Raw genomic sequence first — 14,785 nt, 5'->3', positions numbered from 1 at the left:
ATTCAGTTTTCAATGTTCATTTTCTTCAACACAATAATTAATTATACTCGCTATCGATATGAAAGTCAACAACTTTTTTAATTAATTTTTTTGTGTTTTTAATGTTCGTTGATTTGTTTCGCTCAACAAATACATACTATACAGGGTTTCTTCCAAATGTACAATGGTAAAAATTACACTACAAAGGGTAAGAGATAGAATCTAATCCACAAAATACGAACGTTATATAAAATAATTTGTTAATAATTAATATTAAGTATGTTTTGTTTCAGTTTATAGCTTTTTTTACATTGCTCTTCTCCTATAAAACAAACTTTTAAAAATTTACATTTTTTTAAAATAATTTTAAAAAAAGCTATTTACAGTGTGATTTAGTATTGTTGAAGGTAAAATATCCTCGTTATTCAATACTAATCTACTATAAATAGCACATAAAAATTTACATTTCGGTTCTACCAGCAATTGCTTTAGAAAGCGTTACTTCATCAGCATACTCTAAATCGCCACCAACTGATAACCCTTGTGCAAGGCGTGTTACCTTTATTCCAATAGGTTTTACAAGTCTTGAAATATACATGGCGGTCGATTCACCTTCTAAGTTTGGATTCATAGCTAATATAAGTTCTTTAACTTCTTCATCTTTTAATCTATCAATAAGTGTAGGTATATTGATATCTTCAGGTCCTATACCATCCATTGGAGAGATAGATCCATGTAATACATGATAAAGGCCTTTATACTCTCTCATTTTTTCCATTGCAATAACATCTTTATCATCTTCAACCACACAAATAATTGAACGATCCCTTTGTTTATCTTCACAAATGTAACACGGGTCTTTTTCAGTAATATGACCGCAAATACTACAATAGGTAAGTTCTCGCTTAACATCTACTAAGGCTTTAGCAAATTTTACGACATCGTCTTCTTTCATGTCTAATGTATAAAAAGCCAGACGTTGAGCCGTCTTGGGACCAATGCCTGGCAGTTTCATAAAACTATCTATAAGTTTTGAAATCGGTTCAGGATAATGCATACTTAACCTACATTCCTGGAATATTTAAGCCTTGAGTATGTTTACCTAATCGTTCTTGTGTTAAATTATCTGCTTTATTCATTGCTTCATTTGTTGCAGCTAAAACTAAATCTTGTAACATTTCGATATCATCTGGATCTACTGCTTCTTCTTTAATTTCTACATCTACAACTTCTTTATGACCAGTTACAGTTACAGCAACCATACCGCCACCAGCTGTTCCTACAATACGTTCGTCTTTAAGTTTTTCTTGTTCTTGTGCCATTTTCTTTTGCATTTTTTGCATTTGTTTCATCATTTGTTGCATATTTCCGCCACCGCGCATAATTCATTTCCTCCTTAAATTTTCACATTAATTTTATTATAATTTATATTTTATTATACATACGTTTATATTTATTGTCATGTATGACTCATTCAACTTACTTTGTAAACAAACTGACCTATTTTATTATTCATCTATAATATTCACAGTATCTTCACCAAATAAATCTTTCGCTTTTTGAGCGATATCAGACGTTTCCTCTTTAGTATTATCTTTTGTACTTTCAGAAGAATGATGATCATTTTGTTTTCTATGATTAATATACTCGCTTCTTACTCTCATCCATTGATCTGAAGGGACACCTACTACTTCAACATTTTTATCTATGATATTACAAACGACGTTTTCAATGTTTTTCCTTTTTTCTTCATCTTTATTAACAATTTCACAATGTATTTCTTCATCAAATTGAATTAATACACGTTTTCTACTTGCTGCTACTGGAATTGAGTTTTGCAATAAGCTGACTAAAGATTTTTTATCATTACTTTTAGCATAATCAATTACTTCTTGCCAATGTTCTTTGAGTAGTTGAATATCTTCTTTATTTGCTTCATCTAACACTTTAGCTATCTGAGTCATAGAAAATGCTGCTTTACTTTGACGTTTACTTCTAGAATGTGTGTTTGTTTGTGTGTGCTTGTTATTACTCTGTGAAATACCTTGTGCTTTTAGAGTTTTTAACTCATTTTCAAGTTGTTCCATTCTTTGTAATAACACTTCATTATTAGGTTCTGTAGCAACAGGAGTTGTTGCTACATTTTCTACTTTCGTAGGATTTGTTTTTACCATTTCAGCTAATTTAACTAATAACACTTCAAAGTGTACATTCTGATTCACACTAAATCTAATAGAAACGAGCGTATCATTTATAATATCTATCATATAATATAACGTTTCTAAATCAAATTGAGTTAAGGCATCGTAACTTGTTTGTTCATTGATGGTTTTATTCATAATTGTATCTCTTACGAAATAAATCATATCATTAATAAGTCTATTTACTTCTTTACCTTCAGATACAAAGTGATGATAACGAGAAAATGCTTCTTTTACATTTCCATTAACGATATCGTTAAACAATTCATTAAGCGACGTTTCATCTACACTACCCGTTACGTCTAATACATCTTGTAATGTAAGATGCTCATCTCCAAAAGCAATTGCTTGGTCCATAATGCTTAATGCATCACGCATACCACCTTCTGATGCTTTAGCAATAAATTCTAATGCCGCTTCCTCATAATCTAGTGATTGTTCTTGTGCAACAAAACGTAATCGTTCCACAATCTGTTCCGTACTAATCGCTTTAAAATCAAAACGTTGTGCACGTGAAATAATCGTAGGTGGTATTTTATGCGGTTCTGTTGTTGCTAAAATAAAAATAGCGTGTGCTGGGGGTTCTTCTAATGTTTTTAATAAAGCATTAAAAGCACCTGTTGTAAGCATATGAACTTCATCTATAATATAAACTTTATATTTTGATTCACTAGGTGCGTATTTAACTTTATCTCTAATATTTCTAATTTCATCAACACCGTTATTACTAGCAGCATCAATTTCAATAACGTCACCATTTGTTCCTTGTGTAATGCCTTTACATATTGCACACTCATTACAAGGTTCACCATCATGGGGATTTAAACAGTTAATAGCTTTAGCAAACACTTTAGCTATACTTGTTTTACCAGTTCCTCTTGGCCCACTAAAAATATATGCATGAGATTGCTTTCCTTTTGAAATAGCATTTCTCAAAGTTTTAGTGACATGTTCTTGACCTACAACATCACTAAAACTTTGAGGTCTAAACATTCGATATAAAGCTTGATAGTTCACAGTCGCACCTCCAATACAATTACTTATCAATTATATCATGCCATATCTTTGATATATTAATTTTTTATACTTCTATGATATCGATTCTAGTTTCCCATGTGGATATTCACTTAATTGATCCCACAAGAATTTCACATAAAGAGGCTTATCATCATTTTTCGATATAATATGATGTTGCGCCGCTGATGCATAACCTAACGTTGTAAAATAATCAGGACAACCATCTACAATAATAGCAGTATAATGATGAGCTTTCGCACGCTCTTCTACAGCTTGTACTAAAGCTTTTCCTATACCTTGGTTTCGATAAGGTGTTGCTACAATCAAAGAAGATAATTGTAATACTTTAAATGTATCTTCATTATCAATGAGATTCACTTCATTTAGCATGATGTGCCCTATAATGTCCCCATCTTCTTTTTTGGCAATAACTTCTAATTCATAATTATATGTAGATTGTTTTCTTAAATTAGAAATTATTTTACTATGTGATTTACCATCTAAACCTTCGTTATTAGTATAATGTTGTTCAAGTTTTTCTAAAGTCTCGATATAATCCATTTCAGTTAAAGTACTTAAATAAACTTGCATAACTTCCCCCTATATTAACATGTTCCTAATCATATTTCTGTTAAATGAAGTAAGTGAATGTATCAGTGTATACACCCATGACCCTCATTATAAAAATAATTTAGGGCATTTTTTTCTCAAAATGCTTATTTTGAATATTTGTATATAAGTATGATGTTTATAGTTGTTCGATGCCAACTTATTTAAATGATTTAAGAGTCTTTATCTGTATTCTAAGTTCTTCTATAGTTTATATAAAAAAGGAGTGACTTTAAATTAAAGTCACTCGTAAAGTATATCTATTTATAGAAATGATTAATTTTAAATTAAATAACCGTGCACCTTCGAATCGAATGTACATCATAAACGTTACCGAAGTCGATAGCTAAATCTCGGCTACCCTACGGCACATATGAGTGTCCACTTAATGCTGCTTCCGTCAGGACCTGACATGATTCATGGGTTCATATTGCATAGGACCGAAATCTTCAAACACCTCGTGCTTCGGGCAGACTTCACAAAAGTACACCCTCAACGAAGGAATTAAGTCTCGCATAAAGCGGATTTCGAGTACAGGGAACCGCTACCTCCCCACCTAGCACGGTAAGTTTTATAATACTATAAAACGTATTAACGTTGCAAGTAAAATAGTATATTTATTTATAAATCATTCAAGTTAAAAACAAATCCAAAAATATTACTATTTATTTTGTCGACGAGAAAATTCATTAAACTTAAACTCTGTCGCTAAATGCTTTGAAACATTATATTGAAATCGCGTCGTATCTTTAAGAAAAACGGTACTTCTTACTGTCGCTGTATATGGATGGTGCACTTTACCAAACACTTGATATTCAAAATCCTTAAATGGTTCAAATGTAATTGATTTATTGGAATAGCTAATATTTAAATGAAGTTCTTTTTCTAAATAATCATAAATAGACTTTCTAGCTATCTCATTAGATATTTTAGGAACTAATGATGTTAGAAAATAATCTTCATCTAATATTTTAACTTTTCCATCCACACTTCTACTTCTTACTACATGACATAATAAATCGTTATTTCTTAAACACAATTGTTCTTTCACTAAAGGAACATCAGACGCCTTTATTATTTCATTTACAAGTACATGTGTTTCATGAGTTAAGTTTAACTTTTCTTTAACTTCTTTAAAGCTAATTAAATCTGAAAAAGGAAATTCAGTGATATCTTGTTGAATAACTATCGATCCTTTTCCTTTAATTTTTTGAATCATCCCATCATTTGCAAGTAATTCAAGTGCTTTTCTTACCGTTTCTCGAGATGAGTGATACGTTTCTACAAGCTCACGTTCTGACGGTAGTTGTTCACCATGTAAGTATATTCCCTCAGAAATATCTTTTTTTAATTTTTCATAAATTACTGCAAATTTTTGTTGACCCATTTTTAATTTTTCACCCTATCATTTAATATGACTTACTAATAACTATCGCACCATATGGTGAAATCTTGTTGTCAAGAATTGTACCACTTTGAATAATAATATCTCCTACTATATCAAGATCATCTGGAATCCTAACAGTTTCATTTGAAAAGTTAGCAATAATTAACCAAGAATCATTTTTATAGTTGCGACGATAAATAAACAATTGTGGATGATCCATATACAATGGTTCAATATCTCCATAAGTAATAATATCATAATAATGACGTAACTTAATAAGTTGACGATATACATGTAAAATTGAATCTTTATTACTTATAGCATCTTCAACATTAATCGCATCTATATTATTAGGTAAATCTATCCATGGCGTACCAGATGTAAACCCTGCATTTTTATTTTGATTCCATTGTATAGGAGTGCGTGAATTATCACGCGATTTTTGGGATAAAATGGTCAAGATTTCTTCTTCTGGTATTCCTTCTTCTTTTAGATGTGTATACGCATTAAGAGATTCTACATCTCTATATTTTTGTATTGATGTATAATGAGGGTCAGTCATGCCAATTTCTTCGCCTTGATAAATATAGGGTGTCCCTTGTAACATATGTAACGTAATAGCTAACATTTTTGCGCTTGCTTGACGATTCAATTCATTTGTATCATCGCCAAATCGTGATACTACTCTTGGTTGGTCATGATTACACCAAAAAATAGCATTCCATCCACCACCATTATGGATACCTACTTGCCATTCCATTAAAATTTTCTTTAATTTAAGAAAATCATATTTTTCATTTGTCCACTTTTCACCATCTTTATAATCCACTTTTAAATGATGAAAATTAAATACACTATTCAACTCTTGACGCTCAGGACGTGTATATTTAATACAACTGTCAATCGTCGTTGAAGACATCTCACCTACTGTCATCATATTTCTATTTCCAAAAGTATGACGGTTGAGTTCATGTAAATATTGGTGAACGCGGGGGCCATCAGTGTAAAATTCTTTTCCAATAGCTTCTGAATTTTTAAATTCATCTTTAGAAATAAGGTTTATTACGTCAAAACGGAAACCATCAACGCCAAATTGAATCCAATAATTTACCATTTCATAAAGTGCTTGTCTTACTTTTTCATTATCCCAATTCAAATCAGCTTGTGTCACATCAAATAAGTGTAGATAGTATTCATCTGATTTCTCATCATATTTCCAAGCATTTCCACCAAATTTAGATTGCCAATTTGTTGGTGGTCCATCTGCTGATGATTTGAAAAAATAAAAGTCTCGATAAGGATTATCTTTTGAACGAATTGCTTCCTTAAACCAATGATGTTCCGTAGACGTATGATTAATTACAATGTCTAGCATAACTTTTAAGTCTCGACGATGTGCTTCATAAATCAATTTTTTAAAATCATCTAACGTTCCAAACTCTTCATTAATTTTAAAATAATCACTGATATCGTAACCATTATCATTCATTGGAGATTCATAAATAGGTGTTAGCCAAATATAGTCCACGCCTAAATACTTTATGTAATCTAATTTTTCAATAATACCATTCAAATCTCCTTTACCGTTTCCAGTCGTATCATTAAAAGATTTAGGGTAAATTTGATACACTACTGATTTTTTCCAATCGTTTTGAATCATATTAATGCCACCTTTATCTAAAAATATATTCTTCAAAATAATTAATTATTCACATCTTATAATGAAAGTTCTTAAGTCTCATTTTATATCATCCGGATTTTCTATCATTTCTTTAGCTTTAACTTTAGTGAATTTAGAAAAAACCACCGTTAATACTGCTGGCAAAATCATTGCTAATAGGATAACAGGTATATAAATATACCAATATTTACTTTGGATTGAAATAAAAGCTGGAACGCCTCCTACCCCTACATTACCAAGTACTCGGTTTGCTCCAATGACTGCCCCTAAAATACCTGATGTACAAATAGCAGCAAAAAACGGTACTTTTAAAGGTAAATTCACTCCAAACATAGCTGGTTCAGTGACACCTAAGAAAGCAGAAACGCCAGATGTTAATGCTAATCCTTCTTCTTTTGCCATTTTTCGACGTTTATAAATTAACCATGCACCAAATGCAGCTGATCCTTGACAAATATTAGAAATGGCTACAATTGGCCATAAATAAGTTCCCTTTAAAGAACTGCCCATCAATTGAAAATCCACTGCTAAGAACATATGGTGTAATCCAGTAATAACAAGTGGTGCATAGAAGAAACCATAAATTGCGCCCCCTAACCAACCCGCATGTTCAAAAATAAATTGTATAGCACCTGTAATCGCTGTTCCGATACCTAATGCTATAGGCCCAATAATAATAAATGATAGGAATCCTGTAATTAATAATGCCACAGGCCCTACTACAAGCATCTTAATTGAATCATGCACGACTTTATTAAGTGCTTTTTCAATTAAAGAAAGTACATAAGCCGCGATAAGTACCGGAAGGACTTGCCCTTGGTAATTTAGTTGTTTAATTTCTAAACCAAATAAATTCCATGTAGGAATTTGGCCCTTAGCTATATCATATTGTGAAACAAGTTGAGGATGCATTAATATCAACCCCAACACTAATCCTAAAATTGGACTACCTCCAAAGACTTTCATACTACTCCAACCAATTAAAGCTGGTAAAAAGATAAATGCTGTACTAGCTATGACATTAATAATATTAGAAATATCACCTAATTGATGATGTTGTTCCACTAAGGCCTTAGGACCAAATAAATGTTCCATAGTTAAAAGATTATTAATCCCCATAAGTAAACCAGCTGTTACTAGTGCTGGCAAAATTGGAATAAAAATATCTCCTAATAATTTTACTAATCGTTGTAATGGATTCCCTTTTTTTGCAGCGGCAGTTTTTGCTTCATCTTTAGATGCAGTTTCTACACCGGTTTCATTTACAAACTGTTTATACACTTCATCTACTGTACCAGGACCAATAACAATTTGATATTGATTGTCAGCTTTAAATTGGCCTTTAACAAGCGTATTATTAGATAAAGCTTCCTTATCTACTTTATTATCATCTTTCAAAACTAATCGTAATCGCGTTACACAATGAGTAGCAATATCTACGTTTTCTTTTCCACCTATTGCTTGAACAATATCTTGTACATCTTTTCTTTTTACACTCACGATGTCCACTCCTTTGTTTCTAACTTAAACAAAGTATAACTTGTCTAGACAAGTTGTGTAAAGGCTTTCATTAAATAATTTAATTTTTTAAAATTTAGTACATAAAAATAAGCACTCAGTAAGTTACTGAGTGCTTATCTTCTTTATATTGATTAGTCTTGGATTTTAATGATAATGGCGGAGGAAGAGGGATTCGAACCCCCGCGGCCCGTTAAGGCCCTGTCGGTTTTCAAGACCGATCCCTTCAGCCGGACTTGGGTATTCCTCCAATGAACACAATAACCATCATATAATATTATTCATTGGAAGTCAATCTTTTTATATTATTATGCTAAAACTTTTTGTTTGAGATATTGATCTACTGATTTAGCTACAGCTCGGCCTTCTTTAATTGCCCACACGACTAAACTTTGTCCACGACGTGCATCTCCTGCAGCAAATACCTTTTCTTGATTTGTACGGTAATCCTGCTCATTTGCTACAATTTTATGTTGTTTGGTTTTAATATCAAATGATCGTGGTACTGTTGTTTCAGTTCCTTCAAATCCAATTGATAATAATACTAAATCTGCTGGCCAGTGTCTTTCTGTACCATCAACCACTACCATACCTTCAGGTGTTTCTTCTAAAATTTGGGTATAAACGCCGCGAATATTACCCATTGTATCTACATCATATCGCATAGTTTGAACACCATATGCACGAGGTTCTCTTCCAAATCGTGCTTCATATTCTTTATGAGCATAATCCATTTTAAATACAGGTAACGCTAAAGGCCAAGACGTGTTACTTTCAAATGTAATCTCTTCTGGTGCTTTTGTATACTTGTTAAACTGTACAATAGATTTACAATTTTCGCGTAAAGCAGTTGCTACGCAGTCTGCTCCAGTATCCCCTGCTCCTATAACAATTACATTTTTATCTTTAGCCGTAATTGAAGCTTCTTCAATCTCACCATTTAAAACTTGCATTTGCTCAGTAAGGTAATCCATAGCAAAGTGAATACCTTGTCCCATTCTACCTTCTAAAGGTAAGTCGCGTGCTTTTTGAGCACCAGTACATAATACAATCGCATCAAATTGTTCTTCTAATTCATCACGTGTTATATCTACACCGATATTAGTATTTGTCTTAAAAGTAATACCTGCCTCACGCATGATTTCAATTCTACGTCGAACCACAGTTTTGTCTAACTTCATATTTGGAATACCATACATTAATAAACCACCTGGTTCAGCTGCTCTTTCAAAGACAGTAACTTGATAGCCTACATGATTTAATTCTTCCGCCGCTGCTAATCCTGCAGGACCGCTTCCAACAATTGCCACGCTCTGGTCTTTGTGTTCTTTTGGATATTTTGGTTTTACCCATCCATTGTCATAAGCTTCATCAATAATCGTGCGTTCGATGCCTTTAATTGCTACAGAATCACGATTAATTTTCATAACACATGATTGCTCGCATGGTGCAGGACAAATACGTCCTGTAAATTCAGGAAAATTATTTGTCTCACTTAGACGTTCGTATGCTTCTTTAAAGTCTTGATGATAAACTAAATCATTCCATTCAGGTATATAATTTCCTATTGGACAACCAATTGTTTCTCGTCCGAAAGGAAGTCCCGTTTGACAAAATGGCGTTCCACAATCCATACATCTTGCCCCTTGAACAGAGGCTTCTTCTCTAGAAAATCGTTGTTGGAATGCTTCGTGTCCTTCTAAACGTTCAATGAGTGACAATTCTGCTAATGATTGTTTCTCATATTTCATAAACCCTTTAAACTCACCCATAACTTTTCCTTCCTTTCTTTAATAAATCACAGCTGGTTGCAAGTCTTTTTCAATCGATGTGCGATGATCATAAAATGCAGCTAATTTTGCTTCGTTATCTTCTGATAAATGACGACGTTGTAACTCAATTTTTTGCATCATTAATTCATAATCTTTTGGAATTACTTTTATGACATGTTCAGTGACATTTTCAAATTGATTTAAGATATCTTTAGCTTTTGTACTTTCTGTATAACGATAATGTTCTTCTAACATTGATTTAAGTAACTGCTTTTCTTCATCATGTTGGACATGTTTAAATGCTAATGTTGAAAGTTGATTCGCTTTTTTAAATGCTTCGATATCACTTGGGAAGATGTAACTTACTCCACCACTCATACCTTGGCCAAAGTTTTTGCCAACATCACCAAGTATAACCACGTGTCCACCTGTCATATATTCCAAACCATGATCTCCAATTCCTTCAACAACTACATCAACACCACTATTACGAATACAGAAACGTTCTCCAGCACTGCCATTAATATAGGCTTTACCACTAGAGGCTCCATAGAAGCATACATTACCTGCAATAATTTCATTTTCACGAGCATGCTTTGGTGCTTTCACAACGACTGTTCCACCAGATAATCCTTTCCCTACATAGTCATTGGCATCTCCAGTATGATGTATTAATAGTCCTTTAGGAGCAAATGCACCTAAACTTTGCCCAGCATGGCCCATCGTTTCCGCAATAATCGTTTCTTCAGGTAAACCTTTACTACCATGTTGCTTCGTAATATAACTACCCGTAATTACACCAACATTTCGTTGAGTGTTATTAATTGTATATTGTCCTTTAAATGTTTCCCCATTTTCAATACTTTGTTTTGCCTCTTTATATAAATAATTTAAATCGAATCCAATATCTAAATGATGATTTTGAGCTATTTCTTTTGTGTTCGGTCCATCAACTGCATGAAGTAATTTCTCAATATCAAGTGATGCAGCTTTAGATTTAGGATTAATATGACGAGAACGTTGTAATAAGTCCGTACGTCCTACTAGTTCTTCGACTGTTTTCAAGCCAAGTTCTGCGAGAACTTCTCTTAATTCTTCAGCGATGAAATGCATAAAATTGACAACGTGATCCGCTTTACCTCTATAAAGCGCACGTAAATCTTTATTTTGCGTTGCTATTCCTACTGGACAAGTATCATTATGACACACTCTCATCATAATACATCCGAGAACAACAAGAGGTGCAGTTGCAAAACCAAATTCTTCTGCTCCTAATGCACACGCTAATGCTACATCTCTACCTGTTAATAACTTACCGTCTGTTTCTAAACGTACACGACTACGTAAATCATTTAACTTTAATGTTTGATGTGTTTCTGCTAAACCAAGCTCCCATGGTAATCCGGCATGTTGAATACTTGTTTTAGGAGATGCACCAGTACCACCGTCATAACCACTGACTACAATTTTATCTGCAAATGCTTTAGCTACCCCTGAAGCAATCGTTCCTATACCTGTTTTAGATACGAGTTTAACAGCAATATCAGCATCTTTATTTGCATTTTTCAAATCGTGAATCAATTGCGCTAAATCTTCAATTGAATAAATATCATGGTGTGGTGGTGGCGAAATAAGCCCAATACCTGGTGTAGATCCACGTGTTTCAGCAATCCAAGGATATACTTTAGTGCCAGGAAGTTGTCCACCTTCACCAGGTTTTGCACCTTGAGCTACTTTAATTTGTAATTCTTTAGCGTGTTGTAAATACTCACTAGTTACACCAAATCGTCCTGATGCAACTTGTTTAATCGCACTTGATAAATAACTGCCATCTTCTTGAATGACATATCGTTTAGGATTTTCTCCTCCTTCACCGCTATTACTTTTTCCTCCTAATTTATTCATCGCTTTTGCTAAAGTTTGATGTGCTTCCTCAGAAATAGAACCATAACTCATAGCACCTGTGTTAAAGCGTCCTACAATTGATTCTACAGATTCTACTTGCTCAATAGGAATTGATGATTGAGATTTAAATTCTAGTAAATCACGTAAATGGTCGTGTCTATTGTCATGCACAGCATTAGTAAATGTTTTAAATTGCTCGTAATCATTTTCACGACAGGCATGTTGTAATAAACGAATCGTTGTTGGATTAAATACATGATGTTGCCCTTGTTGACGCCATTGGAAATTACTACCAGAAGCTAGATATTCTTCTTCATTACTTTGACGTTTTCTATTTTCTTCATCAATTTGTTCAATACTTAATCCTGATAATTTAGATTGTGTTCCTGTAAAGTAAGTGTCAATAACATTTTGAGATAAGCCTACTGCTTCAAATATTTGTGCGCCTTGATAACTTTGAACGGTAGAAATACCCATTTTAGCCATAACTTTAATAACGCCTTCTGATAAAACATTTGTATATGTTTCAACATTTTCAGAAATTGAACCTTCAAGATGATGACTATCAGTTAAATGAGCAATCGTTTGTTGTGCTAAGTATGGAATGACTGCATTAGCACCATATCCAAGTAAACAAGCAACATGATGCACTTCACGTGTTTCACCTGATAAAGCAACAATACTTGTACTCATACGTAAGTCTTCTTTAATAAGTAATTGATGAATATGACTTACAGCTAATAACATTGGCATAGCATAATGTAACGACTGAGTTGTATTGATTAGTGCACTATCATCTAACACTAAAATTGTATAACCTTCTTTTGTAGCTTGAACCGCTTCTTCTCCTATATGATTTAGAGCTTCTTCGAGTGAAATATCTTGATACAGGGTCGATAAATGTTTCACGTTAAACTTACTTTGTTCAATTTTATCTAATTGATTTAATGTAAGAACTGGTTTAGTAAGTTGTATACGATCTAAGACATTCGGTGCTGGATGAAGTAAATTTCCTTCACTACCTAGATAAGATAACTCACTTGTTACAATCTTTTCACGATAAGCATCGATAGGTGGATTCGTTACTTGAGCAAACAGTTGTTTAAAATAGTTAAATAATGATTCTGGTCGTTCATTGAGTACTGCGAGCGGTGCATCATACCCCATTGCACCAATAGGATCTTTTTTTCCTACCACCAAATCTGTCATATATTTATGAATATCTTCCTTAGTGTAGCCAAACTGCTTTTGTACTTTAAACAGTGTTGCTTCATCTAATAATTGACGTTGATATTGAACTTCGTCTAATTCTAAATCAATCTTGTATTGATCAATCCAATCTTTATAAGGATATTTATGTGCAATATGAGTTTTAAGTTCGTTATTTTCGATGACTTTATTAGAGTTAAAATCAACGAGCAATAATTTCCCAGGATTCAATTGTCCTTTAAACGCAACGTTTTCTTCTGGTACATCAATCACACCCACTTCAGATGAGAAAACAATAAAATTATCTTTAGTGATTGTATAGCGTCCTGGTCGTAACCCATTTCGATCAGTTAATGCGCCAATTTTATCGCCATTACAGAATGAAATCATTGTTGGACCATCCCAAGGTTCCATTAAATAGCTATAAAATTCATAAAATGCACGTACATGTTCATCATTGGATTTATTATATAACCATGGTTCTGGTATAAGTAACATCGCCGCTTCTTCAGGTTCCATTGCTAAACTTAAAAACTCCAACGCGTTATCTACAATAGCTGAGTCGCTTCCATCTTCATCAACAATATTTTGAATTTTTTCACTTTCATGACCAAATAAAGTATTAATCAGTTGACGTTGACGGGCACGCATCCAGTTAACATTACCTTTAATCGTATTAATTTCTCCGTTATGCATAAGAAGTCGGTTAGGATGTGCACGTTTCCAACTAGGGAACGTATTCGTACTAAATCTAGAATGAACAAGTCCTAATTTTGATTGATAATCCTCATTATTTAAGTCTAGGTATAACGTCTTGATTTGATCTGAACGTAACCACCCTTTATAGACAATCGTTTTATGAGACAAACTTGTAAAATATAATTCTAAATGCTCGCGTTCTGCATATTGTTCAATTTGTTTACGTGCTAAATAAAGCTGTTTAACAGGCGTTTCGTGTTGGTTTAAATCTACAAATACTTGTTGTACATAAGGCATTGTAGAAGCAACATGTTCTGCTAATGCTTGTGTGTCTACAGGTACATCTCTATAACCAATTACTTTCAATCCTTCATCGTTAAAGTATTGATTAAATACAATTTCATGCTGTGTATCTAAAACTTTTTGATTAGAGAAAAAAAGACCTACCGCATATTCGCCTTCATTAGGTAAGTCGAAATGAGTATGTTTTTTAAAAAATTCGAAGGGAATTTCTGTCATAATTCCTGCGCCATCACCAGTAATACCATCAGCTCCAATACCGCCTCGATGGTCTAATCTACGCAACATTTCTAATGACTTTTCAATAATATCGTGAGATCTTAAATTATCCATATTGGCATAAAAACCGATTCCACATGCATCATGTTCCTCACGGTAATCATATAATCCTCTTTTTAGTTTATCTTTAAACACGATGCCCACTCCTTTTGAGAATTTTCAGAAAATTTACTGTTAATAATAATTAATATAATGTAAAATATTTATCTGAACAATATATTAAATAGAT

9 protein-coding genes, 1 tRNA gene and 1 other RNA gene are annotated in these 14,785 nt (G+C 33.0%); all 11 read right to left on the bottom strand.

Annotation, left to right across the window (positions count from 1 at the left end; genetic code table 11):
• Positions 1–439: 439 nt before the first annotated feature.
• On the bottom strand, positions 440–1,036 hold the full coding sequence (gene recR, locus HMPREF2953_RS08530) for a recombination mediator RecR (protein WP_002447967.1): 597 nt from the start codon (positions 1,034–1,036) through the stop codon (positions 440–442).
• 7 nt (positions 1,037–1,043) lie between these two features.
• Positions 1,044–1,361, bottom strand: coding sequence for a YbaB/EbfC family nucleoid-associated protein (locus HMPREF2953_RS08525; RefSeq protein ID WP_002447964.1), 318 nt, complete (start codon positions 1,359–1,361; stop codon positions 1,044–1,046).
• A 126-nt stretch (positions 1,362–1,487) separates the two neighbouring features.
• Entirely contained in the window at positions 1,488–3,197 is a 1,710-nt protein-coding gene (gene dnaX / locus HMPREF2953_RS08520) for a DNA polymerase III subunit gamma/tau (protein ID WP_070672854.1), read from the bottom strand.
• 72 nt (positions 3,198–3,269) lie between these two features.
• Positions 3,270–3,788, bottom strand: a complete 519-nt coding sequence (locus HMPREF2953_RS08515) for a GNAT family N-acetyltransferase (protein WP_070672851.1) — start codon at positions 3,786–3,788, stop codon at positions 3,270–3,272.
• 313 nt (positions 3,789–4,101) lie between these two features.
• Positions 4,102–4,371: signal recognition particle sRNA large type (gene ffs, locus HMPREF2953_RS08510), an RNA gene on the bottom strand.
• Between the two features lie 96 nt (positions 4,372–4,467).
• Positions 4,468–5,193, bottom strand: coding sequence for a trehalose operon repressor (treR, locus tag HMPREF2953_RS08505; RefSeq protein WP_002447948.1), 726 nt, complete (start codon positions 5,191–5,193; stop codon positions 4,468–4,470).
• Positions 5,194–5,215: 22 nt separating this feature from the next.
• Complete coding sequence (gene treC, locus HMPREF2953_RS08500) at positions 5,216–6,853, bottom strand: alpha,alpha-phosphotrehalase (protein ID WP_070672849.1); 1,638 nt, start codon at positions 6,851–6,853, stop codon at positions 5,216–5,218.
• Between the two features lie 78 nt (positions 6,854–6,931).
• Positions 6,932–8,374 (bottom strand): PTS system trehalose-specific EIIBC component, encoded by a 1,443-nt coding sequence (gene treP / locus HMPREF2953_RS08495; RefSeq protein ID WP_049335892.1) that lies wholly within the window; start codon positions 8,372–8,374, stop codon positions 6,932–6,934.
• A gap of 175 nt (positions 8,375–8,549) precedes the next feature.
• Positions 8,550–8,642: transfer RNA gene (locus tag HMPREF2953_RS08490), tRNA-Ser, on the bottom strand.
• A gap of 58 nt (positions 8,643–8,700) precedes the next feature.
• Positions 8,701–10,164: a glutamate synthase subunit beta gene (locus HMPREF2953_RS08485; protein WP_070672847.1), complete on the bottom strand. Its 1,464-nt coding sequence runs from the start codon at positions 10,162–10,164 to the stop codon at positions 8,701–8,703.
• 18 nt (positions 10,165–10,182) lie between these two features.
• Positions 10,183–14,691 (bottom strand): glutamate synthase large subunit, encoded by a 4,509-nt coding sequence (gene gltB / locus HMPREF2953_RS08480; protein ID WP_070672845.1) that lies wholly within the window; start codon positions 14,689–14,691, stop codon positions 10,183–10,185.
• Positions 14,692–14,785 lie beyond the last annotated feature (94 nt).

Origin of the sequence: Staphylococcus sp. HMSC072E01 (assembly GCF_001814125.1) — a bacterium.
Classification (GTDB): domain Bacteria; phylum Bacillota; class Bacilli; order Staphylococcales; family Staphylococcaceae; genus Staphylococcus; species Staphylococcus hominis.
The sequence above is the reverse complement of the archived record's forward strand: the minus strand, read 5'-3'. Positions and strand labels throughout refer to the sequence as shown.